24 protein-coding genes are annotated in these 23974 nt (G+C 71.0%); 17 read left to right on the forward strand and 7 right to left on the reverse strand.

Annotated features, from left to right (window positions below; translation table 11 throughout):
• The first annotated feature begins 49 nt into the window (after positions 1-49).
• The 5 genes from QE454_RS04085 (at position 50) to QE454_RS04105 (ending at position 5944) form a co-directional block, all read left to right on the forward strand.
• Positions 50-1390 (forward strand): sugar ABC transporter substrate-binding protein, encoded by a 1341-nt coding sequence (locus tag QE454_RS04085; RefSeq protein ID WP_210077022.1) that lies wholly within the window; start codon positions 50-52, stop codon positions 1388-1390.
• A 74-nt stretch (positions 1391-1464) separates the two neighbouring features.
• A complete protein-coding gene (locus QE454_RS04090) occupies positions 1465-2985 on the forward strand; it encodes an alpha-N-arabinofuranosidase (RefSeq protein WP_307457872.1) in 1521 nt (506 codons plus the stop codon).
• 24 nt (positions 2986-3009) lie between these two features.
• Positions 3010-4731, forward strand: a complete 1722-nt coding sequence (locus tag QE454_RS04095; RefSeq protein WP_307457868.1) for a glycoside hydrolase family 35 protein — start codon at positions 3010-3012, stop codon at positions 4729-4731.
• Between the two features lie 206 nt (positions 4732-4937).
• Positions 4938-5507, forward strand: a complete 570-nt coding sequence (locus QE454_RS04100; protein ID WP_307457865.1) for a pyridoxamine 5'-phosphate oxidase family protein — start codon at positions 4938-4940, stop codon at positions 5505-5507.
• Positions 5504-5944 (forward strand): cupin domain-containing protein, encoded by a 441-nt coding sequence (locus tag QE454_RS04105; protein WP_307457861.1) that lies wholly within the window; start codon positions 5504-5506, stop codon positions 5942-5944. The genes QE454_RS04100 and QE454_RS04105 overlap by 4 nt, the downstream gene beginning before the upstream one ends.
• Before the next feature lie 67 nt (positions 5945-6011).
• Here QE454_RS04105 and QE454_RS04110 read toward each other — a convergent pair whose 3' ends face one another.
• Positions 6012-6953, reverse strand: coding sequence for a LysR family transcriptional regulator (locus QE454_RS04110; RefSeq protein WP_307457857.1), 942 nt, complete (start codon positions 6951-6953; stop codon positions 6012-6014).
• A 111-nt stretch (positions 6954-7064) separates the two neighbouring features.
• On the opposite strand from QE454_RS04110, the gene QE454_RS04115 reads away from it, so the two are divergent.
• The 8 genes from QE454_RS04115 to QE454_RS04150 are packed head-to-tail and all read left to right on the forward strand — an operon-like array spanning position 7065 to position 13637.
• Positions 7065-7781, forward strand: a complete 717-nt coding sequence (locus QE454_RS04115; RefSeq protein ID WP_307457854.1) for an SDR family NAD(P)-dependent oxidoreductase — start codon at positions 7065-7067, stop codon at positions 7779-7781.
• Positions 7778-8494 carry an SDR family NAD(P)-dependent oxidoreductase gene (locus QE454_RS04120; protein ID WP_307457851.1) on the forward strand — a complete coding sequence of 239 codons (717 nt, stop codon included), beginning with the start codon at positions 7778-7780 and terminating at the stop codon, positions 8492-8494. The genes QE454_RS04115 and QE454_RS04120 overlap by 4 nt, the downstream gene beginning before the upstream one ends.
• Positions 8495-8537: 43 nt before the next feature.
• Positions 8538-9410 carry an ABC transporter substrate-binding protein gene (locus QE454_RS04125; RefSeq protein ID WP_307457849.1) on the forward strand — a complete coding sequence of 291 codons (873 nt, stop codon included), beginning with the start codon at positions 8538-8540 and terminating at the stop codon, positions 9408-9410.
• 53 nt (positions 9411-9463) lie between these two features.
• Entirely contained in the window at positions 9464-10246 is a 783-nt protein-coding gene (locus tag QE454_RS04130) for an amino acid ABC transporter ATP-binding protein (RefSeq protein WP_307457847.1), read from the forward strand.
• A gap of 1 nt (position 10247) precedes the next feature.
• Positions 10248-10886: an amino acid ABC transporter permease gene (locus QE454_RS04135; protein WP_307457845.1), complete on the forward strand. Its 639-nt coding sequence runs from the start codon at positions 10248-10250 to the stop codon at positions 10884-10886.
• Positions 10886-11530, forward strand: a complete 645-nt coding sequence (locus tag QE454_RS04140) for an amino acid ABC transporter permease (RefSeq protein WP_307457843.1) — start codon at positions 10886-10888, stop codon at positions 11528-11530. The genes QE454_RS04135 and QE454_RS04140 overlap by 1 nt, the downstream gene beginning before the upstream one ends.
• Positions 11527-12345, forward strand: coding sequence for an aspartate/glutamate racemase family protein (locus QE454_RS04145; protein ID WP_307457841.1), 819 nt, complete (start codon positions 11527-11529; stop codon positions 12343-12345). Before QE454_RS04140 ends, QE454_RS04145 begins: the two co-directional genes overlap by 4 nt.
• The gene (locus QE454_RS04150; protein WP_307457839.1) at positions 12342-13637 is read left to right on the forward strand and encodes an NAD(P)/FAD-dependent oxidoreductase; all 1296 of its coding nucleotides are present in this window, start codon (positions 12342-12344) and stop codon (positions 13635-13637) included. The genes QE454_RS04145 and QE454_RS04150 overlap by 4 nt, the downstream gene beginning before the upstream one ends.
• A gap of 165 nt (positions 13638-13802) precedes the next feature.
• On the opposite strand, the gene QE454_RS04155 is transcribed toward QE454_RS04150, so the two are convergent.
• Positions 13803-14363, reverse strand: a complete 561-nt coding sequence (locus QE454_RS04155) for a CGNR zinc finger domain-containing protein (protein WP_307313406.1) — start codon at positions 14361-14363, stop codon at positions 13803-13805.
• A 66-nt stretch (positions 14364-14429) separates the two neighbouring features.
• Here QE454_RS04155 and QE454_RS04160 point away from each other — a divergent pair, with 66 nt between their 5' ends.
• Positions 14430-15683 (forward strand): MFS transporter, encoded by a 1254-nt coding sequence (locus tag QE454_RS04160; protein ID WP_307457837.1) that lies wholly within the window; start codon positions 14430-14432, stop codon positions 15681-15683.
• Between the two features lie 233 nt (positions 15684-15916).
• Here QE454_RS04160 and QE454_RS04165 read toward each other — a convergent pair whose 3' ends face one another.
• Entirely contained in the window at positions 15917-16180 is a 264-nt protein-coding gene (locus QE454_RS04165; RefSeq protein WP_307457835.1) for a hypothetical protein, read from the reverse strand.
• A gap of 47 nt (positions 16181-16227) precedes the next feature.
• Positions 16228-17193, reverse strand: a complete 966-nt coding sequence (locus tag QE454_RS04170; protein WP_307457832.1) for a LacI family DNA-binding transcriptional regulator — start codon at positions 17191-17193, stop codon at positions 16228-16230.
• A 49-nt stretch (positions 17194-17242) separates the two neighbouring features.
• Here QE454_RS04170 and galT point away from each other — a divergent pair, with 49 nt between their 5' ends.
• Positions 17243-18418, forward strand: a complete 1176-nt coding sequence (gene galT / locus QE454_RS04175; RefSeq protein WP_373459398.1) for a galactose-1-phosphate uridylyltransferase — start codon at positions 17243-17245, stop codon at positions 18416-18418.
• On the forward strand, positions 18415-19578 hold the full coding sequence (gene galK, locus QE454_RS04180) for a galactokinase (RefSeq protein WP_307457829.1): 1164 nt from the start codon (positions 18415-18417) through the stop codon (positions 19576-19578). Before galT ends, galK begins: the two co-directional genes overlap by 4 nt.
• A gap of 66 nt (positions 19579-19644) precedes the next feature.
• Here the strand turns inward: galK and QE454_RS04185 are convergent, their stop codons facing one another.
• On the reverse strand, positions 19645-19881 hold the full coding sequence (locus QE454_RS04185) for a hypothetical protein (protein WP_307457826.1): 237 nt from the start codon (positions 19879-19881) through the stop codon (positions 19645-19647).
• Between QE454_RS04185 and QE454_RS04190 the strand changes: the two genes are divergently transcribed.
• Positions 19858-21318 (forward strand): carboxylesterase/lipase family protein, encoded by a 1461-nt coding sequence (locus QE454_RS04190; RefSeq protein WP_307457821.1) that lies wholly within the window; start codon positions 19858-19860, stop codon positions 21316-21318. The genes QE454_RS04185 and QE454_RS04190 overlap by 24 nt on opposite strands.
• Positions 21319-21910: 592 nt before the next feature.
• Here QE454_RS04190 and QE454_RS04195 read toward each other — a convergent pair.
• Together QE454_RS04195 and QE454_RS04200 are read right to left on the reverse strand one after the other, a co-directional pair.
• Positions 21911-22876, reverse strand: a complete 966-nt coding sequence (locus QE454_RS04195) for a site-specific DNA-methyltransferase (protein ID WP_307457817.1) — start codon at positions 22874-22876, stop codon at positions 21911-21913.
• Positions 22855-23904 (reverse strand): biotin/lipoate A/B protein ligase family protein, encoded by a 1050-nt coding sequence (locus tag QE454_RS04200; RefSeq protein ID WP_307457814.1) that lies wholly within the window; start codon positions 23902-23904, stop codon positions 22855-22857. The genes QE454_RS04195 and QE454_RS04200 overlap by 22 nt, the downstream gene beginning before the upstream one ends.
• Positions 23905-23974 lie beyond the last annotated feature (70 nt).

The following is a 23974-nucleotide window of genomic DNA, read 5'->3' on the forward strand; positions in this document are numbered from 1 at the left end:
GCCTCGGCCCCGAATCCACAACAACGAAGTGAAGGAACCGATGACATTCATGCGCAAGAGCACCGCCGCTCGGCGGGCCGTCTTCGCCGTCGCCGCCACCGCCCTGACGGTCGGCGCGCTGACCGCGTGCTCGGGCGGTAACGCCGGCGGTGCTGCCGGCGGATCGGCCGACGACATCGAGAAGGCCCTCGAGGCCGGCGGCGAGATCACGTACTGGTCCTGGACCCCCTCGGCAGAGGCGCAGGTCAAGGCCTTCGAGGCGAAGTACCCCAAGGTCAAGGTCAACTACGTCAACGCCGGCACGAACACCGAGGAGTACACCAAGCTCCAGAACGCCATCAAGGCGGGCTCCGGCGCTCCCGACGTCGTGCAGATCGAGTACTACGCCTTCCCGCAGTTCGCGCTCTCGGACTCGCTGGTCGACCTGTCGTCGTACGGCTTCGCCGACCTCAAGGACGACTACGCGACCGGCCCGTGGGGCTCGGTCAACTTCGACGGCAAGCTGTACGGCCTGCCGCAGGACTCGGGCCCCATGGCCCTCTTCTACAACAAGTCGGTCTTCGACCAGTACGGCATCGCCGTCCCCACCACGTGGGACGAGTACGTCGCCGCGGGCGAGAAGCTGCACGCCGCCGACCCGACGAAGTACATCACCGCCGACAACGGCGACTCGGGCTTCACGACCAGCATGATCTGGCAGGCCGGCGGCACCCCGTTCAAGACCTCGGGCACCGACGTCACCATCGATCTGCAGGACGAGGGCTCGAAGAAGTTCGCCGACAACTGGAACCGTCTCATCGAGGGCGGCCTGATCTCCAACACCCCCAGCTGGAGCGACGAGTGGTTCAAGGGCCTCGGTGACGGTTCGATCGCCTCTCTCGTGATCGGCGCCTGGATGCCCGGCGTCCTGGAGTCCTCGGTCAAGGACGGCTCGGGCAAGTGGGCCGTGGCCCCCATCCCCACCTACGACGGCAAGGCCGTGACGGCGGAGAACGGCGGCGGCGGCCAGGCCGTGACCAAGCAGAGCAAGAACCCCGCCCTGGCGGCCGGCTTCCTCAAGTGGCTCAACAACGACGACGAGAGCCTGAAGATCTTCGCCGAGTCGGGTGGCTTCCCCTCGACCACCGCGCAGCTGAGCGACCCCGCCTTCGTCGACAAGAAGTCGGACTACTTCGGCGGCCAGCAGATCAACCAGGTGCTGACGCAGGCCTCGAGCGAGGTCCGCGAGGGCTGGAGCTACCTGCCCTTCCAGGTGTACGCCAACAGCATCTACGGCGACACCGTGGGCCAGGCCTACTCGAAGAAGAGCGACCTGAACGCGGGCCTCACCGCGTGGCAGGACCAGCTCGTCCAGTACGGCAACGACCAGGGCTTCTCGGTCAACAAGTAAGCAGTTCCCCGGGGGCGGGTCCGCGTGCACGCATGCGGCCCGCCCCTTCCCTTCCCTCGCCAGGAGAGACCCGAATGACCTCCCCCACCCGTATCGTCGTGGACCGCACCGCCGTCGGAGCCGACGTCCCCCGCCGCCTGTTCGGCTCGTTCGTCGAGCACATGGGCCGTTGCGTGTACGACGGCATCCACTCCCCCGGGCACGACACCGCCGACGGCCAGGGCTTCCGCGCCGACGTGCTCGAGCTCGTGCGCGAGCTGGGCGCCACCGTCGCGCGCTACCCCGGCGGCAACTTCGTGTCGGGCTACCGCTGGGAGGACGGTGTGGGCCCGCGCGAGGAGCGTCCGGTTCGGCTGGATGCCGCGTGGCACAGCACCGAGACCAATCAGGTGGGCCTGCACGAGTTCGCCGAGTGGGCGGATGCCGCGGGCCTGGAGGTCATGGAGGCGGTCAACCTCGGCACGCGCGGCGTGGCCGAGGCCGCCGACCTGCTCGAGTACGCCAACCACCCCGCCGGCACCGCGCTGAGCGACCGCCGCCGCGACAACGGCCGCGAAGACCCGTTCGGCATCCGCCTGTGGTGCCTGGGCAACGAGATGGACGGCCCCTGGCAGATCGGCCACAAGACCGCCGACGAGTACGGCCGCCTGTCCGCCGAGACCGCACGCATGATGCGCTTCATCGACCCGACGGTCGAGCTCGTGGCCGCGGGCAGCTCGAACCACGAGATGCCGACGTTCGGCGAATGGGAGCGCACCGTGCTCCGCCACACCGCGGGACTGATCGATCACATCTCGGTCCACGCGTACTACGAAGAAGACCCCGCCGACCCCGCCAGCTTCCTCGCCAGCGGAGTCGCCCTGGACCGCTACATCGGCGAGGTCGCCGACATCATCGACGAGGTCGGGGCGACGACCCCCGACGGCCGCCCGATCGGCATCAGCGTCGACGAGTGGAACGTCTGGAACCAGACCCGCTGGAACGAGGTCGACAAGCCGCGCGTGTTCACGGGCGACTGGCCGATCGCGCCGCGCCTGATCGAAGACGACTACACCGTGACCGACGCCGTCGTCGTGGGCTCGCTCCTGATCACGCTCATCCGCCGCTCCGACCGCGTGTCGATGGCGAACCTCGCGCAGCTCGTGAACGTCATCGCCCCCATCCGCACCGAGCCCGACGGCGGCGCAGCCTGGCGGCAGACCACCTTCCACCCCTTCGCCCTCACGGCCAAGGCGGCATCCGGTCGCGTCGTCGTCCCGCGTGTCGACGGCGCCACCATCGACACCCCGCGACTCGGCCCGGTCGACGCCGTCGACACGGTCGCGACCGTAGACGACGACACCGTGTCGGTATTCCTCGTGCACCGCGACCTCGAGGCCCCGACCCCGGTCGAGCTCGACCTCGGCCGGGTCGACGCCGTCGAAGCCGTGGTCGTCACGATCCCCGAGGGCGGGGACCGCCACACCACCAATTCCGCCGACGGCGAGCCCGTCGCCCCCGTCGGACTCGACGTCGAGGTGGGCGACGACGGCATTCTGCGCTTCACCCTCCCCGCTCTGTCATGGGTGCGCCTGCGCGCGCGCCTCGTCGACTGATCCCCTGAGAACCCGAAAGACATCGTGACGACTTTCTCCATCGGCGAGACCGACTTCCTGCTCGACGGGAAGCCCCACCAGGTCATCTCCGGAACGCTGCATTACTTCCGCATCCACCCCGACCATTGGGCCGACCGCATCCGCACCGCCAAGGCCATGGGGCTCAACACCATCGAGACCTACGTGGCGTGGAACGCCCACGAGCCCGTTCGCGGGGAGTGGGATGCCACGGGGTGGAACGACCTCGGCCGCTTCCTCGACCTGATCGCCGAGGAAGGCCTGCACGCGATCGTGCGCCCGGGCCCGTACATCTGCGCGGAATGGCACAACGGCGGACTGCCGGTGTGGCTGACCTCGACGGCGGGCATCGGCATCCGTCGCTCGGAACCGCAGTTCATCGATGCGGTGTCGGAGTACCTGCGTCGGGTCTACGAGATCGTGGCACCCCGCCAGATCGATCGCGGCGGCAATGTGGTGCTCGTACAGATCGAAAACGAGTACGGCGCCTACGGGTCCGACAAGACGTACCTGCGCGAGCTGGTGCGCGTGACCGAGGACGCCGGCATCACGGTGCCGTTGACGACGGTCGACCAGCCGATGCCGTGGATGCTCGAGGCCGGGAGCCTGCCGGGCCTCCACCTGACCGGGTCGTTCGGCTCGCGGTCGGAGGAGCGCCTCGCGACCCTCCGCGAGCACCAGCCCACCGGCCCGCTCATGTGCAGCGAGTTCTGGGACGGCTGGTTCGACTGGTGGGGCAGCATCCACCACACGACCGACCCCGCGGCATCCGCCCACGACCTCGACGTGCTGCTCGCCGCCGGCGCCTCGGTGAACATCTACATGGTGCACGGCGGCACGAACTTCGGCACCACGAACGGCGCGAACGACAAGGGCCGCTTCGACCCCATCGTCACCTCGTACGACTACGACGCCCCCATCGACGAGTCGGGCCACCCGACGGCGAAGTTCCACGCGTTCCGCGAGGTCATCGCCAAGTACGCCCCCGTTCCCGATGCCGTGCCCGCACCCCGCCCAGAGGCCCCCGCCTTCGAGGTGGTCCTGTCGGGAGAGGGCGATTGGATGCCGGCCCTCAACCCCGCCGCGATCGCCGACGATCCGCCGAGCTTCGAGCAGATCGCCCACCTCGGCCCGCTCGTGCGGTACGACGTGGAGCTGCCCGCGTTCTCGGGACCGGCGGCGCTCGTGTTCGGCGAGGTGCGGGATCTGGCATGGGTGCACGTGGACGACACTCCCGTGGGTCGACTCTCGCGGACGCTGCACGAGCGCGCCCTCACGATCCCCGCGGGTGCTCGGCTCACGGTCCTCGTCGAGGACCAGGGCCGCGTGAACTACGCCGATCGCCTCGGCGAGGCCAAGGGGCTCATCGGCTCGGTCACTCTGAACGGCGAGCCGCTGACGGGCTGGACGGCGACGCCCGTCGCCCTGGAAGCCGCGGAAGGAACGGGAGCCGGTTCCGTGGGCCGCGCCCTGCTGCGCGGTTCGTTCGACCTGGACGCGCCCGCCGATCTGTTCCTCGACACCACCTCGTGGGGCAAGGGCTACGCCTTCGTCAACGGCTTCTTCCTCGGGCGGTACTGGAACAACGTGCCGCAGAACACGCTCTACATCCCGGGTCCCGCGACCCGTGCGGGTGCCAACGAGATCGTCGTCCTCGAGCTGGAGCACGCGATCGAGACCGTCGCCCGCTTCGTCGCCGAACCGTCGCTGGGGCAGCTCGAGGAGTAGTCCGTCACGAGAACAGGCGCGTGCGCCGAGAACAGGCCGATCCCGCGCGGATCGGCCTGTTCTCGTGGCATCCCCTGTTCTCGTCGCGCCTTTCGTGCCTGCTCGTGCGTGAGGCGCCGCCTTTGTCGCGTCCGCAGCGCCGGAAGCGCCGATTCTTGGAGCCTCACGCGGGGGAGGCGCGTGCCCGGGAGGAGCAGGATGGGGGCATGACGATGGCTGCGTGGCTCCGGTCGATCCCCTCCCTTACCGGGACTCCCCCCGGGCAGGATGCCGAGGCCCTCCCCGTCGCACCGGAGGCCCTGTTCGAGCGATGGATCCGGCAGGCCGTGGACGCCGGCGTCGCCGAGGCGCACGGCGCCACCCTCGCGACGGTCGATGCCGACGGCATCCCGGACGCCCGCACACTGATCCTCAAGGACCTGGGGCCGCAGGGGTGGGCCTTCGCCGGTCCGCGCGCCTCCGCCAAGGGTGCGCAACTCGCCACCCAGCCCGCTGCGGCGCTGAACTTCTGGTGGCCGGCGGTGCTGCGGGCCGTGCGCGTGCGCGGGCGGGTGGTCGAGGCCTCCGCCGAGGACAGCGCGGCCGACCTCGCCGCGCGATCCGCCGCCGCCCGCGACGGCATCGAGCCGGGAGGGTGGGTGCTCTGGCGACTCATCCCCGACCGGGTCGAGTTCTGGCAGGGCTCCTCCGACCGCCGGCACCTGCGCACGATCTACCGGCGCACCGCCGAGGGCTGGCAGCTGACCGAACCCGCGAACGAGAGCGAGAACCGATGAGCGACTACGAGGTCACCGAGATCGGCGGGCTGGACGACTGGCGCGACCACTTCGGGGGGTTCGCCCCGGCGCGCTCCCGCGACGGGCGGCGCGTCATCGACCAGGAGCTGACCATGCAGTTCATCGGGATGACGGCGAACGCTCTGCTGCCCGGAGAAGAGGCCGGCTACTGGCACACGCACACCCGGGTCGAGGAACTGTACGTCTTCCTCGAGGGGCGCGGCCAGATGGGCCTCGACGACGACGTGGTCGACGTCGGTCCCGGCAGCGTCGTGCGGGTCGGGCAGAACGTCTGGCGCACCTGGCGCGCGACCCCGGGCGGCGACAGCGAGCTGCGGTGGCTGTGCATCCGCGCGGGTGGCGAGGCGCTTCCGCCCCTGCCCGACGACAGCTCTCGCGATCCCGAACGACCGATGCCGTGGGGCGCCGAGGCCTGACGGCGGTCTCGCCTCAGACGCGCGATCTCGCGAGACGTCGGGGATGCCGTCGCGCTCCTCGTCCGGCTCAGGACATCGGAGACGGCAGGACAGGGCTGTTCGAGGTAAGACGCGCCAGTACCCGGTGCGCCAGCTTCATGAACTCGGTCGTCGCGGGTGACACCGCCCCGCCTCGACGCGTGACGAAGGCGTAGTGCTCGTTCACCGCGGGTGTCAGCGTCGTCCAGTGCAGTCCGCGCTCGGTGATGACCGAGCGCCCCACGTGGTACGACACGAGCGAGTCGCCGACCCCCTGGGCGGCGAGTTCGAGCGCGTGCGTCTGGAACTCGACCTCGATGATCGGGTGCAGGGTCAGGCCCGCCGCCTGCGCGCGCTGCAGGATCGAGACACGCAAAGGGTCATCCTGTGACCAACGCGCCTCCGAAAGGATGAGGGGGCGGGCTGCCAGGGTCTCGATCGTGACGGGCTGAGCGGTGTGCGCCGGAGTGCGTGAGACGTAGACGACCTGATCGGAGAAGACGCTCTGCGAGACGACGAGGTCGCGGTCGTCTACCGGGAGCTGCACGAGACCCGCCTCGAGCTCGCCGGCGCGCACGGCGTCGGCGACTTCCGCCGAGTTCAGACCCGTGACACGGATCCGCACGCCGGGGTGCTGCTCGTGGAACTCGCGAATGAGGTCGGTCAACAGGTACAGGTGTGCACTGTTGAAGGTGCCGAACGAGACGGTGCCCTCCTCGATACCCTTCACGCGACGGCCGAAGTCGGCCAGGGCCACCACGTCGTTGACGGCGCGCTCGGCCAGGGGAAGAAGCTGCCGCCCCGCGTCGGTGAGGGTCAGGCGCCGCGACGTGCGGCTGAACAGCCGCAGCCCCAGGTTCTGCTCGAGGACGGCGATCTGCTCCGACAGACTCGGCTGGGCGATGTGATGCTCGGCCGAGGCCGCGGCGAACGTGCCGACCCGCGCGGCCGTGACGAAGTACTCGAGCTGTCGGACGGTGGGAAGCGGCATCCATGGACTCCAAGGTTTTACCTGTGGTCACCATAGCAAAACAAGTCTGGCTCTGATCCCGCCCCGCTGATGCACTGGAACCAGTCATCAGCGAGTCGGACGGAGACACACATGCACGGAACGGCGGGGGTCGCCCTCATTACGGGCGCCGCGAGCGGAATGGGCGCCAGCGCCGTCGCTCTCTTCCTCGAGCGGGGCTACCGCGTGCTGGGAGTCGACATCGCCGCCACCTCCGCACCCCGGGGCTTCGAGGCGACATATGTCTCCGTCGTCGCCGACGTGCGATCCCGAGCCGCTCTCGAGGGCGCGATCGATGACGCTCTCGAGCTGGAGGATGCCATCGACGTGGTCGCCAACATCGCCGGTGTCTACCCGCCGACGACGCTCGACACCTACGACGACGACATCTTTCGCCGCGTCTTCGACATCAATGTCCTCGGCATCCTGAATGTCATCGCCGCCGCCCGCCCGCGCCTGGCGCGGGGCGCCTCGGTCGTCAACTTCGCCTCGGTCGACGCGTTCCAGGTCTCACCCGGCCAGCTGTTGTACGGCGCCTCGAAGGCAGCGGTGGTCATGCTCACCAAGTCGCTCGCGCTCGAGCTCGCCCCGCACGGCATCCGCGTCAACGGCATCGCCCCGGGGTGGGTCGCCACCCCCGGGAACGCCGCGACGGGACGAATGGATGCCGCCGCGGCATCCATTCCCCTGGGGCGCGTCGCGCAGCCCGAGGAGATCGCCGCCTGGGTGTGGCTCGTCTCGCAGCCCGACTACGGGGCGTTCCTCACGGGCGAGACCGTCGTCCTCTCCGGCGGGGATGTGATGCGGTGAGGGCTTGCGTCGTCGTCACGGGCGCCGCCCGCGGTCAGGGAGCGGCCCATGCGGAGCTCCTCGCCGAGCGCGGGTACGTCGTCATCGTCGCCGACATGCGCGATGACGACGGCGAGCGTACGGCGCAGCGCCTGCGTGATCGGGGAGCGGACGCGAGCTACCGCCACCTCGACGTCTCGTCCGAGGCCGAGTGGTCGACCCTCGCCGACGAGCTGCGCTCCGCGGACGCGCCCCTCTGGGCGCTGGTCAACAACGCCGGCATCCTGCGGCACCGGGCCCTCGTCGACACGCCACTCGCCGAGTGGGAGGGCCAGTTCGCGGTGAACGCGCGAAGCGCATTCCTCGGCATCCGGGCACTCGCTCCCGTGATGGTCGACGGCGGATCCATCGTCAATGTGTCGTCGACGGCGGCCCTCGTCGGCGCGGCCGGCTACTCCGCGTACTCCGCGTCGAAGGCGGCCCTGCTCGGTCTGACCCGCGCGGCCGCCGTCGAACTCGCGCCTCGCCTGCGCGTCAACGCCATCTGCCCCGGGGGTGTCGACACCGCGATGAACGACGACGAGCCCGCCGGCGGATCGAGCGCCGCTGCGCCCCTCGGTCGCCGCGCCCGGGTGCACGAGATCTCCCCGCTCGTGGCGTACCTCGTCGGTGAGGACGCCTCCTTCGTGACCGGTTCCGTCCTGACCATCGACGGCGGCTTGACCGCCGCGTGAGACCTGCACCACCCACCCGCACCCCACCCGAAGGAACAGCACCATGACCCCCATCACGCTCCGCCGATCCGCTCGCGTCCTCGCCCTGCTCACCGCCTCCGGCCTCGCCCTCGCCGGCTGCGCGAGTGCGGCCCCGGCCTCCTCCGTCGCGTCGGACTGCGCGCCGGCCGACGAGGGGCTGACGACGTTCACGCCCGGCACGCTGACCGTCGGCGTACCAGAGAACCCGCCGTACACCCAGACCGACGGCTCCGGCGGAGCCTCGGGCATCGAGATCGACGTCATCGAGAAGCTCGCCGCCGCCGAGTGCCTCGCTCTCAGCTACGTGCCGATCACCTATGCCAACGGCATCCCGATGATCACGGAGCAGAAGAAGACCGACATCATCACCGGCGGCTGGTACGTCACGCCCACGCGTGCCGAACAGGTCGGCTTCACCACCCCGACGATGTACGACACCATGGGCGTCGTCTCGAAGGACGGCATCGACACCGTCGACGCGCTCGAGAGCGTCGGCACCGTGGGCACCGGCACCGGCTTCTCGTGGAACGAAGAGCTCGCGCCCCTGCTCGGCAGCAAGCTTCAGCAGTACCCCGGCACGGTCGAGATGAAGCAGGACCTCGTCGCCGGTCGCATCCAGGCGGCGCTCGACGGCTACGCCGTCGCGGTGGCGGCCTACGCCGACACCGACTACAAGGTCGAGCCCATCCAGGCCGATCCCCGCGTCTCGATCACCCAGACGAAGCCCCTGATCGCCTTCCCCGTCTCGAAGGACAACACCGCGCTGTCCGACGCCCTCAGCGCCCTCATCGACCAGTACCGCACCGACGGAACGCTCGCCGACCTGCTGAAGCAGTACGACCTGCCCTCCGATCTGCTGGTGCCCGCCGACGTCGCGGCCACCTCCATTCGATGACCGACCGGGGCGCCCGCCCTGCGCGGGCGCCCCGATTCCTCCGAGAGGCCCCCATGCCCCAGCTGATCACCGAGGCCAACGAGCTCGCCACCGCGGGCGTCACGATCTCGCACCTGTCCAAGAGCTTCGGCACGAATCTCGTGCTCGATGACATCTCCATGACCGTCGCCGCCGGCAGCGTCACCGCGCTCATCGGACCGTCGGGCTCGGGCAAGAGCACGCTGCTGCGATGCGTCAACCTGCTCGAACAGCCCGATCGCGGCACCGTCACGGTGGGGACGACCACGATCGAGGCCGGGACGAGAGTCTCGGACCGCTCGCTCCTCGCGCTCCGCCGGCAGGTCGGGATGGTGTTCCAATCGTTCAACCTGTTCCCGCACATGACCGTCCTGCGCAACGTCGCCTACCCGCAGGAGAAGATCCTCGGCCGCTCCCGCGCCGAGGCGGAAGAGCGCGCTCTGACGCTCCTCGAGCGCGTGGGACTGCGCGACAAGGCGCAGCAGCACCCCGGCCGGTGCTCGGGCGGCCAACAGCAGCGCATCGCGATCGTGCGCGCGCTCGCGCTGAACCCCCGCGCGATGCTGTTCGACGAGCCCACCAGCGCCCTCGACCCGGAGGTGGGGGTGGAAGTGCTCGCCGTGATGCGGGAGCTGGCCGAGAGCGGCATGACGATGATCGTCGTCACCCACGAGATGCAGTTCGCGCGCGACGTGTCCGACCACCTCGTCGTGATGGCCGACGGTCGCATCATCGAGGAGGGCGACCCGCGCGCCATCATGGCCGCGCCGACCGAGGAGCGCACCCGCCGGTTCCTCTCGGCCGTCCTGGAGCGCTGACGTGGAGGCCGTCGTCGCCGTCCTGCTCGGACTGCCCATGACCCTCCTCGTGGCCGCCGCCGCGTTCGCGATCGGCCTCGTGGGTGGCATCCCGCTGCTGCTGGGGCTGCGGTCCCGGCATCGTGCCGTGCGGGTCATCGTGCGCTTCGTCATCGACCTCATCCGCGCCGTCCCGCCCATCGTGTGGCTCTTCGTGCTGTTCTTCGGGGTCTCGTTCGGCGCGCTACGCTTCAACGCCCTCGCCGCGGCGATCATCGGGCTCGGGGTCATCTCGGCGGCCTACCTGGCCGAGATCTACCGCGGAGGCTTCGCAACGCTCCCCGCCGGGCAGACGGAAGCCGCGCGGGCACTCGGCCTCGGTCGGCGGTCGACCTTCGTGCGGGTGCTGGCGCCGCAGGCGGTACGCACCGCGTTGCCCTCGATCGCCACGTTCCTGCTCGCGCTGGTGAAGGACTCGTCGATCGCCTCCACGATCGGGGTCACCGACATGGTGTTCGCGGCGAACACGTTCGTCCGACAGAACCCCATGACGGCGGGCCTCACGCCGTTCTTCGTCGCCGCCGCCGTGTACGTCGTGATCAGCATCCCGCTGGCGATCGTGGCGCGCCGGCTCGATGCGCGCCTGAGAAGGAGTGCCTGATGGATCTCTCGATGTACCTCCCGCGCCTCCTCGACGGACTCGGGGTCAGTCTGCAGCTCACAGCGCTCTCGATCGTCTTCGGCTACGCGATCGGACTCGTCTTCGCCCTCGGCGTGTCGTCCGTGCACCGGGGCCTGCGCTGGCCCGCCCTCGTCGTGGTCGAGATCGGCCGCGGTATCCCCGCTCTCGTCGTGCTGTACATCGTGTACTACGGACTGCCGGCGGTCGGAGTGCTCTTCAGCAACTTCTGGTCGGCGGCCGCCGGCCTGACGTTCACGGTCGCGGCGTACTCGTCGGAGATGATCCGCGCCGGCATCCAATCCGTTCCGCGCGGGCAGGGCGAAGCGGCGGCCGCTCTCGGCCTGTCGCGCCTGCCGACGTTCGCGCGGGTGATCCTGCCGCAGGGACTGCGGTCGTCCATCCCCGCCCTGATGGGGCTGGCGATCCAGTCGTTCCAGGGCACGTCGCTGGCGTACTCCATCTCGGTCAACGAGCTGATGAGTCAGGCGTACCAGGTCAGCTCGCTCACCTTCGCGTATCTCACCGTGTACGCCATCACCGGTCTCATCTACGCCGCGATCGCCGTGCCGGCCACCTGGGTGTCGGTCTGGGTGGAGCATCGTCTCGCGCGGGGGCACTCATGATGCGCCTCACGTGGATCGAGGCGACGGTGGGAGACCCCGCCCACGCCCCGTTGTGGGAACTCCTGCGCACGCACGTGAGACAGCTCGCGGCCGGGCGAGCCGAGGTGCGGGTGCGTCACGTCGACACCGACGCCGGTGGCATCCGGACCCCCGCCAACCGGCTGTTGAGCGATGCCGCCGTGCTGTCGACCGCCATCGACGCACACCCCGCGAGCGACGCGATCGTCGTGGGCTGCTGGGGCGCCCCGACGGTGGCCGTGCGCGACGCCGTGCCGGTGCCCGTGTCCACCCTGACGGATGCCGTGGCCCGAGCGACGGGCTCGCTCGCCCGACGCGCGGCCGTGGTCACCGTCGCGCCCGCTCTCGAGTCGCTGTTCGCCGACGACCTCCGCGCCCACGGCGCGAGCGGGTTCCTCCCGGGGCGGCCGGTGCGGGCGTACGCGCCCGAGTCGACCCTCGCCGATGTCGCCCGGGCGGTCACCGAACCCGACGACCTCCTCTCGCGCTTCGACGCCGCCGCGCGCGAGGCCGTCGAGGAGGGCGCGGATGCCGTGATCGTCGGATGCGGGTACCTCGGCGCTCTCTTCGCCTCCCACGGCTACACCTCGGTGGGCGGTGCCCCCGACGTACCGGTGTGGGATCCGAACCTGCTCGCGATGGAGCAGGTGCTCTCGCTGGTCCGTCTCGCCGACGCCGGCATCCGGCCGACCGACCGCGGCTACCCCCGACCCCACGGCGAACGGGCCATCGCGCTCGCCGCCGCCGCCCGACGCCTCTCCGACGGAGCTCCGTCACCCGAAAGGACACCCGCATGACCCGTTACTGCGTGATCGGAGCCGGCGCCGCCGGTATCTCGGCCCTCCAGCGCTTGCGCGCGGCCGGTTACGACGCCGACTGCTTCGAGAAGACCGACCGCGTCGGCGGCCACTGGCACACCGACTACGACGCGCTGCATCTCATCACCTCGCGCGACATGACCGGCTTCGAGGGCTTCCCGATGCCCGCGGACTACCCCCACTTCCCCCGGCGCGACCAGGTGCGCTCGTACCTCGAGTCGTACGCGCGCGAGCACGGCCTCTACGACGTGATCCGCTTCGAGACCGCGGTGGTCTCGGTCGTGCCGCGGGCGGGCGACGGACCCACGGGATCCGCCGGCTGGACGGTCACCCTCGACACCGGCGAGAGCATCGACTACGACGGCGTCTTCGTCGCGAACGGTCACTTGTGGGACCAGAAGCGTCCCGCCATCGCGGCGGATTTCACCGGGAAGCAGGTGCACTCCGGCTCGTACCGGAACACCGGCGACATCGAGGGAACGCGCGTGCTCGTCGTGGGGGCCGGGAACTCCGGATGCGACCTGGCCGCCGACGCCGCGCAGCACCGGCTCGACGTCGACATCGTCATCCGCGAGGGCATGTACTTCCAGCCGAAGAGCTACTTCGGCGTCCCCCGTCAGGAGATCCCGTGGATGGGGCAGTTCGCCCCGGACGAGCAGGACCTCATCGCTCGCTTGCTCGCCCGCGTCTCCATCGGCGAGGCGAAGGACTATCCCGGACTGCCCCAGCCGACGTATCGCACGCTCGCCGAGGGGCGGACGGTCGTCAACGAGCTGCTGCTGTACTGGCTTCAGCACGGCCGCATCGCCGTGCGGCCCGCGATCGAGCGCATCGAGGAGCGCACCGTGCACTTCGCCGACGGCGAGGCGCGCGAGTACGACACGATTCTGTGGGCGACCGGCTTCCACGCCACGCTGCCGTTCCTCGACGATGCCCTCGTGCCGCGGCGGAACGGCGTGCCCCTCCGCCTCGCGGCCGGCATCGTGCCCGTCGGGCTCGACAAGCTGTACTACATCGGGCTGTCGGCGCCGCGCGGACCGCAGATCCCTGTCTACGGCGTGCAGACCGCGCTGGCGCTGCGCATGCTGGCACTGCACGAGTCGGCCCGCACAGGGCATGTGCCCCTGGCGTCGTACCTCGCCGGTCTTCAAGATGCCGACGACCGCATCGACATCGTGCGCGCGGTGTGGACCGACCAGCTCGCCGACACCGAACGCCTTCTGGACGCGTTCGCGCTCGCCCAGGCCGAGCCGGTGTCCGGCGTCGCGTGACACGCGGACGCGCGTCGACGCAGGCAGACCACCGCCGCGCCCGTAGGCGCCGGCGCGGTCTCCCGCGCGGGCGCCTCGCTCTCGGGCGTGGTGGCTTTCGTCCTCCGGGTCGCGGCTGCGCCGTTCCGCATGCCCTGGGGGGCCGAGGCCTGACGGCGGTTTCCCTCAGGCGCGCGATCTCGCGTGGTGGCGCTTGACGCGGTTGCGGTTGCCGCAGCCGGCGGCGGTGCACCAGATGCGGTTGTGCCGGGGGGAGGTGTCGAGGTACACCCAGCCGCACGCGTCGTCGCCGCACTGGCGCGCCGCGCGTAGATCGGAGGTCAGCAGGTCGTGGGCGAGGAGGGCGATCGCCGCGCGCGGACCGGTCACATCGGCGGGCGGATGCCACTGCCACCGGTCGTCGCCGCGCTCCAGGCTTGAACGGCGCAGAGCGTCGACGTGCTCACGGGCGATGAGGGCCACGGCATCCGGAGAGTCCTCGAAGACGGCCTCGTAGACGGCTTCGCGCAGCGCGATGATCGCGGCGTGCTCCGCCGCAGCCGTTCGGGGTGTCGCGCGGACGATGCCCGGATCGGCGATCAGCCCGATCTCGGTGCACCATTCGAGCACCGCCCCGAAGTCCGGCAGCGTGTCGATCGCGCGGGCGTCGTCGAGTCGCCAGTGCACCGTGTCGACCAGGTCGAAGGCCGGGTGGCCCCCGACCCGCGGAAACGTCGTCGCGCCCATACCCGACAGCCTAATGTGCGAAAAGCTGTTGACGCGTTACTTCGCGACCGACATTGTTAACGGGTGATGACGGAAACACGCGTTAGTAAACGTCTGGGTCGCGACTTCGACCGCTTCTGGTTGGCGCAGACGACCTCGGCCGTGGGCAGCCAGATCGGCGACCTCGCCGTTCCCCTGCTGGCCGTGGTGGTGCTGCACGCGACGGCGGCGGAGGCCGGACTGGTGGGGGTCGCCCGGTGGCTGCCGTTCCTTCTGCTCGCGCTCCCCCTCGGTGTCATCGTCGATCGCCGGCGGCGGCGACCCGTCCTCATCGCCGCCGATGCCGCTCGAGCATCCCTCATCATCGTGCTCGTCGCCGTTGCCGTGAGCGGCTCTCTGACCCTTCCCGTGCTGCTCGGGCTCATCTTCGTGATCGGGGCCTTCACCGTCGCCTTCGAGGTGGCCTACCAATCGTTCCTGCCCACGGTCGCCGCCCGCGACCGACTCGAGGCGGCGAACGGCCGGTTACAGGCGACGGCCTCGGCCGCACAGGTCGGCGGGCCGGGTCTGGGCGGGTGGCTCGTGCAGACCCTCACCGCCCCGTGGGCCCTCCTCTCGCAGGCCGTCACCTACGCCGTCTCGGCCGTCGCGCTCATCGGCATCCGCGCCGGGGAGCCCGACCCCCTCCGCGAGCGGCGCAGCGCCCTCGCGGAACTGCGAGAGGGACTGAGCTTCGTGCGACGCGACCGCTACCTGGTCTCGCTCGTGGGCTTCTCGGCGATCTACAACCTGTTCGCCCAGTGGATCACCGTGCTGCTCCTCGTGCACGCCGTTCGCGAGCTCGGCCTGACGGCGGGGCATCTCGGCCTCGTCTTCAGCCTCGGCGCGGTGGGAGCCGTGGTGGGCGCTGCGGCCGCCCCCGCGAGCGTGCGGCGCTTCGGCGTCGGACCGGTGCTCATCGCCTGCGCGGGGGCGGAGAGCCTCGTGCTCGGCGCCCTACCGTTCGTGGATGCCGCGTGGTCGACGCCCGTGATCGTCTGCGTGCTCGTGGGCGTGTTCGCGGTCAACGGCGCGGGCACCTCGCTCTCGAGCGTGGTGGCCCTCACCCTGCGGCAGCTGCGAACGCCCGACCTCCTGCTCGGGCGGGTCAACGCGACCGTACGGTGGATCTCGTACGGCGTCGTCGCGATCGGTGCGGGCCTCGGCGGCCTCGTCGGCGAAGCGCTGGGCACCCGAGCCGGGATCGCCGCGGGCTGCGTCGGGGTGGCCCTCACCGTCGTGTGGGTGGCGGCCTCGCCGCTTCGCACCGTCCGCACCACCGCGAGCATCGCTCTGGGTTGACCGACGGCAGCGCCTCACGGCGTCGCGATCACGGGCTCCGCGGCATCCGGGAGTGCGTCCTCGCCCCGCAACGGACAGAGGGCCAGGCGCGCCGAGCAAGACGAGGGTCTCCGCGACGGTCAGCGGATGCAGGAGGAAGGGCCCCGCCTGTCGGGCGAAGAGAGCCTTCGCCCGGTCGTGGTGGGCATCGTCGGGGCTGAACAGGGCGATGACGACTCCGGCATCGAGAACGATCACTCGGGCCAGTCCCCGCGGAGCTCGTGGAGATACCCGTCGGGATAGATCCCCGCCAGCCGCTGGACCGCCGCGTCCACCGCGGCGCGACGATCGATCGCACGCTGCGACTGCTCATCCTGGATCGCCTGCCCACCCCGCACGACCAGGTGCATGAGCAGAGCGCTGGGCGACTCGTCGGGCCATCGAGAGCGCGCAATCTCCAAAGCCTGTTCGACCGCTCGCGTGTGCGTCACTGGCGTGCGCGGTCGGGTGGTCGGCATGCGGTCAGTGTGCCACCGAGGGAATGAGGTGTACCACTTCTGGCTCGTCACCTGCCCCCGCTGCTCGCACGCACCACGAGGGCCGCGGGCACCGTCTCGACGACGGGGGCTCCCCCCTCGATCGCTGCGACGAGAGCGGCTACGGCGCGGCGTCCGAGGGCGTCGAAGTCCTGGCGCACCGTGCTCAGCGGGGGACGGAACTCTGCGGCATCCACGATGTCGTCGAAGCCCACCACGGCGACGTCGGAGGGGATGCCCCGACCCCCGTCGGCGAAAGCCCGCAGAACGCCGAGCGCCATCTGGTCGTTGGCGACGAAGACGGCGGTGGCGGCGTCGAGCCCCGCGGCCGCACGATGACCGGATGCCGAGGTCCAGTCGCCCCGAACGGGTTCGACGATCGCGGCGCCGGCGCCGGCGAGGGCGTCGCGCCAGCCGCGCTCGCGCTCGGCCGCGGCGAAGGAGCGGGCGGGGCCGGCGACGTGATGAACGGTCGCGTGGCCGAGCGAGAGCAGGTGCGCGGTGGCGGCGCGGGCTCCCCCGGCGTGGTCGGTCTGCACGATCGAGAAGCGTTCGTCGGGCGGAGAGTCCACGACGACGAGGTGCAGGTCGGCGGGGGGTTCGGCGTCGCGCGCGAGCTCGGTCGCTTCGTTCAGCACGACGGCACCGTCGACGCCCTGAGAGCGGAGTCGGGCGAAAGCCTCGTGGATGCCTCGTTCTCCGACCGTGACCACGGCCAGGGCGTAGTCGCGAGCGGCGGCGGCCTCGGAGATGGCCTGCAGCATGCGGGAGTTTCCGACCGAGGCGAGGGTCGACACGACGAGTCCGATGGTGGAGGTCTGCCCCGTGCGCAGAGCACGCGCAGCCCGGTGCATGCGGTAGCCGAGGTCGGCCATGGCCCTCTCGACCCGGGCTCGGGTGGCGGGATCGACGCGGGGACTGCCGTTGGCCACGCGCGACACCGTCTGCGCCGAGACTCCGGCCTCAGCGGCCACGTCGGCCATGGATACGCGCATCACGCCCCCTCATGTTGACGATATCACGGCCCAGTTGTAGCGTGTTATCGTGAACACGGACAGCCCCTCCGCGCAGCCCCTGGGCGCCGGCGTCGTCAAGCGCTCGACCCGCCTCGCCGACGGCCGCGAGCTGATGTACTTCGACGACCCGGGCACGACGCTCGGCGCCGAGCGCTCGGTCGACGCCCGCACCCTCGACCCGCGCCCCACCACCGCCACCATGCGGCAGGACGTGCTGACCGGTGACTGGATCACCGTGGCATCCAATCGGCAGAACCGCGCGTTCCTCCCGCCCGCCCACCTCGACCCGCTCTCGCCACAGACGCCGACGAACCCGTCCGAGATTCCCTCGCTCTACGACGTCGCCGTCTTCGAGAACAAGTCGCCCTCGTTCGGGCCCGCCCTCGACACCGCGATCGGCGACGCCCCCGCGGCCGTCGATCCGCCCCGAAGCGACGACGACCTCGAGCACCTCGGTCTCGGCCGCACCCGCACCTCGGTGGGCCGGTGCGAGGTCGTGTGCTTCAGTCCGCAGCACGAGGGGTCGTTCGGCTCGCTCTCGCGGACGCGCGCCCGCACCGTCATCGAAGCGTGGGCCGACCGGACCGCGGCACTGTCGGCTCTGCCCGGCATCCGCCAGGTGTTCCCCTTCGAGAACCGCGGACAGGAGATCGGGGTCACCCTCCCCCACCCGCACGGGCAGATCTACGCCTACCCGTACGTGACCCCGCGCACCCAACGCCTGCTCGACACGATCTCGCGCACCTCCGACGACCTGTTCGCCCGCATCCTCGCCTTCGAGCAGGGCGGCGAGCGCGTCGTGCTGCGCGGAGAGCACTGGACGGCGTACGTGCCCTTCGCCGCCCGCTGGCCCATCGAGGTGCACGTGCTGCCGCACCGCCACGTGGCCGATCTGGCCGAGACGACCGACGACGAGCGCGACGAGCTCGCCCCCTTCTACCTGCGGCTGCTGCGCGGCATCGACGCGCTGTACGACACCCCCACGCCCTACATTGCGGCCTGGCACCAGGCGCCGGTCGGACGCGGCCGCGAGGCCGTGCGCCTCAACCTGCAGATCACCTCGCCCCGCCGCGCCGCCGACAAGCTGAAGTACCTCGCCGGAAGCGAGGCCGCCATGGGCGCCTGGATCGGCGACGTGACCCCCGAGTCGCAGGCCGAACGCCTGCGCGCCGCCATCGACACCGTTCCGGAGGTGACGGCATGACCGCCGTCGACGACGCCCGCGCCCTGCTCACCTCGCTGACGGATGCCCCGATCGTGGGGGTGTGGTCGGCCCCCGGTCGCGCCAACCTCATCGGCGAGCACACCGACTACAACGAAGGCTTCGTCTTCCCCTTCGCGATCGCCCAGCGCACCGCGGCCGCCGTCGCCCTGCGCGACGACGACGTGATCCGTGTGCGCTCGACCTTCTCCCCCGACGCCGTGGAGGTCTCGCTCGCCGGGCTCGACGCGGCGATCGCCGCCGGCGGCCTCGACTGGGCGGGCTACCCCCTGGGTGTCGCGTGGGCGTTGCGTCAGGCGGCTCCGGATGCCGAGACCCGGGGCGTCGACATCGCTCTGGCCTCGGATGTGCCGGTGGGCGCGGGACTGTCGTCGTCGGCCGCGATCGAGGGGGCCGTGGCATCCGCCCTCAACGACGTGTGGAACGCCGGTCTCGACAAGGTCGCCCTCGCCCGCGTCGGCCGCGTCGCCGAGAACGACGCCGTGGGCGCCCCGACCGGGATCATGGACCAGATGGCCTCGATGCTGGGCGTCGCGGATGCGGCCACCTTCCTCGACTGCCGATCGCTCGACACGCGTGCGGTGCCCCTCGGCTTCGCGGACGCCGGCCTGTCGATCCTCGTCACCGACACGCTCGTCGAGCACGCGCACTCCACCGGTGGGTACCGCGAGCGCCGCGAGGCCTGCGAGCGCGGAGCCGCAGCGTTCGGCGTCTCCTCTCTGCGCGATCTCACCGTCGACGACCTCCCGCGCGCCGAGCAGATCCTCGACGAGGTCACGTTCCGCCGCGTGCGCCACGTGATCACCGAGAACCAGCGCGTGCTCGACACGGTCGCAGCCCTCGACGCCGACGGCCCCACGGCGATCGGCGACCTGCTCGTCGCCTCGCACGTCTCGATGCGCGACGACTTCGAGATCTCTGTCCCCGAGCTCGACCTGGCCGTCGAGACGACACTCGCCTCGGGGGCGCTGGGGGCGCGCATGACCGGCGGCGGCTTCGGCGGAGCGGCGATCGCACTGATCCCCACCGAACTCGTTCCGGCGGCGACGGCCGCGCTGCGCGCCGCGTTCGCGGCATCCGACTTCCGTGCTCCGAACATCTTCACGGTGACGGCCTCCGAGGGCGCGCGCCGCGACGCCTGACCCTCCGGCGGTTCAGCCATGACGCCGGCTACTGCGCACGCGACGGGCCCACACCACCCGGGCCCCTCACGCAAAAACGCGATTCACACGCAAAAACGCGCTCTGCTCGCGTTTCTGCGCGCGGATCGCGTTTCTGCGTGGGTCGAAAGGTTTGCCAGGCACCAGCACCACCCGGTCGGGGACGGAACGGATTTCGACGGATGGCCCCCACCGGCGAACGGTCGCACTGGCGCGCTGCGCGGGTGGAGCACCACCGCTGCGCGAGGGCAGGATGAAGACATGGATGCCGCTGCGCTCGTTCACACCTCGAAGGGCGCCGTCCGCGGCTTCCGGCGCGGCACCACCGCCGTGTTCCTCGGCATCCCGTTCGCTCAGGCTCCCGTCGGAGCGCTGCGCTTCGCCGCTCCTGTGCCGATCGACGCGTGGGAGGGCGAGCGCGACGCCACCGTCTTCGGACCGACCGCTCAGCGGGGCGACACGGGCATCACGCTGATCCCCGAGCCGAGCGTCCCGGGAGAGGCGACACTGAACGTCAACGTGTTCGCTCCGGCGGACCGGGACCGGGATGCCGCCCTCCCGGTGCTCGTGTGGATCCACGGCGGTGGCTTCACCTCGGGCTCCCCCGCGAGCCGCTGGTACGACGGCGACGCCTTCGCGCGCGACGGGGTGATCACGGTGGTGATCTCGTACCGCATCGGCTTCGACGGGTTCGGGCTCATCGACGGCGCCCCCACCAACCGGGGCCTGCGCGACCAGATCGCCGCCCTCGAGTGGGTGCGCGACGAGATCCGCAGCTTCGGCGGCGACCCGGCCCGGGTCACGGTGGCGGGTCAGTCGGCCGGCGGCGGGTCGGTGCTGGCGCTGATGACCAGCCCCGCGGCAACCGGTCTCTTCTCGGGGGCGATGGCGATCTCACCCGCGATCGGCGCGGTGACGCTCGCCTCGGCGGAGCGCTTCGCCGCTCGTGTCGCCGACAGAGCGGGGGTCCGCCCCGACCGCCGGGGCTTCGCCTCCGTGCCCGAAGAGCGCGTCCTCGCGGCGCAGAGGAGCGTCCTCGCCCCGCACCTCGCCCGGGCAATCACGTCGCTGGCGACCCTGCTCGACGACGGTCTGCCGCTCGGGCCGGTCATCGACGGCGACGTGCTGCCCCGGCATCCGCTCGACGCTCTCTCCGACGGCGCCTGCGCCGACATACCGCTGGTGATCGGGTCGACCGACGACGAGTTCACGGCGCTCACCGCGCGCTACGCCGGCGCGCTCCGGGTGGTCCCGGTTCCGCTCGCCCTGGCCGTGCTCGGCCTGCGGCGCACGCGACGACGGGCCTACCTCGAGCGCACCCGGAGGCGCGGAACCGCGGCGGTACTCGGCGGTTTCTTCACCGACCGCGTCATCCGCTCGACCGTGCTCGGGACGGCTCGGGCGCGCGGTACGGCCCCGACCTGGCTGTATTGCTTCGCGTGGGCGTCGCCCGTGCCGACCATCGGCGTCGCGTGCCACTGCCTCGACGTCCCGTTCTGGTTCGACCACCTCGACGCCGACGGGGTCGCCACGATCGCGGGTACCCCTCCGGCCGACCTGGCCACGCTCATGCACGGGGCGGCGGTCTCGTTCGCGCGGGACCGCGACCCGGGGTGGCCGGCCTGGGATGCCGAGACCCGGCGGGCGCGGGTGTTCGGGGCCCCGGCATCCGCCCCCGCCGTCGAACCCGACGCCTACGCCGAGGTCGCCCCGCTGGTCTGAGCGCTCACCGGGGGTGGGCGCGCCGCAGAATCACCGACTCCACGAGCGAGCCGCGAGCGAGCCGCGAGCGACCACCGGCCACCACGCGCACCCCGTAGCGTGCGCCCCTCATCTCCGCGATACGCACAACCTCAGCCCCACGACAGCCACCACAACTGAAACTGCGCGAATCACCGACTCCATGAGCGAGCCGCGAGCGACCACCGGCCACCACGCGCACCACGGCGCGGGCGCCCCAACCTCCGCGATACGCACAACCTCAGCCCCACGACAGCCACCACAACTGAAACTGCGCGAATCAACGACTCCACGAGCGAGCCGCGAGCGACCACCGGCCACCACGCGCACCACGGCGCGGGCGCCCCAACCTCCGCGATACGCACAACCTCACCCCCACGACAGCCACCACAACTGAAACTGCGCGAATCACCGACTCCACGAGCGAGCCGCGAGCAACCACCGGCCACCACACGCACCACGGCGCGGGCGCGCCTCACCTCCGCGATACGCACAACCTCAGCCCCACGACAGCCACCGCGACTGAAGCTGCGCGAATCACCGACCCCACGAGCGAGCCGCGGGCGACGGGGCCTCAGCTCGCGTACGGCTCCAGGCGCTTGTGCATCACGGCCACCGCGTCGGCGTTGTCGTCGATCAGCACCGAGTGACGCCCGAGCGGCGCGGCGACGGCGCCGAGCGTGCCGCTGCCGGCGAACATGTCGAGCACCCTGTCGCCGGGGCGCGACGACGCCTGCACCATCCGGCGCAGGACACCCTCGGGTTTCTGCGTCGGGTACCCGGTCTTCTCGCGACCCGTGGTCGGCACGATCGTGTGCCACCACACGTCGGTGGGCATCTTGCCGCGCGCGGCCTTCTCGGCGGTGACGAGACCCGGGGCCATGTACGGCTCTCGGTCCACGGCATCCGAGTCGAAGAAATACTTCGCCGGGTTCTTCACGTAGACCAGGATCGTCTCGTGCTTGGTGGGCCAACGACGCTTGGTCTTCGCGCCGTAGTCATACGCCCAGATCAGCTCGTTGAGGAACTTGTCGCGCCCGAACAGCGCGTCGCACATGACCTTGGCGTAGTGCACCTCGCGGTAGTCGAGGTGCAGGTACAGGGTGCCGTCGTCGGCGAGCAACCGCCACGCCTCGACGAGCCGCGGTTCGAGGAAGCCCCAGTAGTCGTCGAAGCGGTCGTCGTAGGTGCGCAGGTCGCCGCGCAGGCGCGCGTACTCGCGGCCGTGGAAGCCGCGCTGCACGACCGGGGGCGGCGGCTCTTCCTCGGCGGGGAATTCGAGCATGTTGGGATCGGATGCCACGGGCTCGAGCCGCTCGGCATCCGGGGCCTCTTCGACCGGGGCCTTACGCGTCGCCGACTCGACCGCCTTCGAGCGCGTGCGCCCCGTGTTGAACGGCGGGTCGAGGTACACGAGCGCGAAAGAGCCGTCGGCATAGGCCGGGGTGACGCTGAGGTTGTCGGCGTGATGGATCTCGACGCCGCCCGGAGCGGGCGCGCCGGCGGGGATCTCGGCGCTCACGGGACGCGCTGCAGCCACGCGTCGGTGGCGAACTTCGAGTCGACGAGCGCCTGGGCCTCGGCGTACTCCTCGTCGCTGATGTGCCCCGGGGTCGCCCCGTACAGCGTGGTGAAGGTCTGGATGAAGCGCTCGATGACCTCGGCCCGGGGAAGACCGGTCTGGCTGCGCAGCGGGTCGACGCGCTTGGCGGCTGAGACGGTGCCCTTGTCGCTGAGCTTCTCGCGTCCGATGCGCAGCACCTCGGTGAGCACCTGGCCGTCCATGTCGTAGCTGAGGGTCGCGTGGTGCAGGACTCCGCCATTGGCGAGGCGCTTCTGCGCGGCCCCGCCGATCTTGCCGTGGGGGCCGGCGATGTCGTTGAGCGGCTGGTACACCGCGTCGATGCCGAGCGAGCGCAGCGCCTGGAGCACCCAGTCGTCGAGGAACGCGTATGAGTCGGCGAAGGTCATGCCCGCGACGAGGGATGCCGGCACGTACAGCGAGTACGTCACGATCGAGTTCGCCGCCATCATCATGGCGCCGCCGCCCGAGATGCGGCGCACGACGTCGAAGCCGTGCTTCTCGGCGCCCGCCGGGTCGACCTCGTTGCGCAGCGACTGGAACGAGCCGATGACGACGGCGCTCTCATCCCACTCCCACAGGCGCAGCGTGGGCTTTCGCAGCCCCGCGCCCACGCGGGTGGTGAGCACCTCGTCGAGGGCGAGGTTCATGCGCGGCGAGACGGGCTCGTCGTGCACGACCTCCCACTCGAAGTCCGCCCAGCCGGGAGCGGTCACCAGCGCGCGGCGGATCGCGGTCGCCACCGATTCGGGGGTGAAGCCCAGGAGCTGCGCCCCCTCGGGGAGAGCCGCGCGGATGGCCGCGGCGATGGTGGGGACGTCGGATTCCACCGGAAGACCGTTGACGGCCGCGTCGATGTCGTCGAGAGCGTCGTCGGGCTCGAGGAAGAAGTCGCCCGCGAGGTGGAAGCCGTGGATCCGCCCCTCGCGCTCTTCGAGGTCGACGACGACCAGCTTCCCGCCGGGGACCTTGTACTCGCCGTGCATGACTCCAGCCTACGGCGGTGCGACCGCACGCGCGGCGGACCGGGACCGCGGGGAACGCGAGACGGCATCC

Origin of the sequence: Microbacterium sp. SORGH_AS_0454 (genome assembly GCF_031453395.1) — a bacterium.
Classification (GTDB): Bacteria; Actinomycetota; Actinomycetes; order Actinomycetales; family Microbacteriaceae; genus Microbacterium.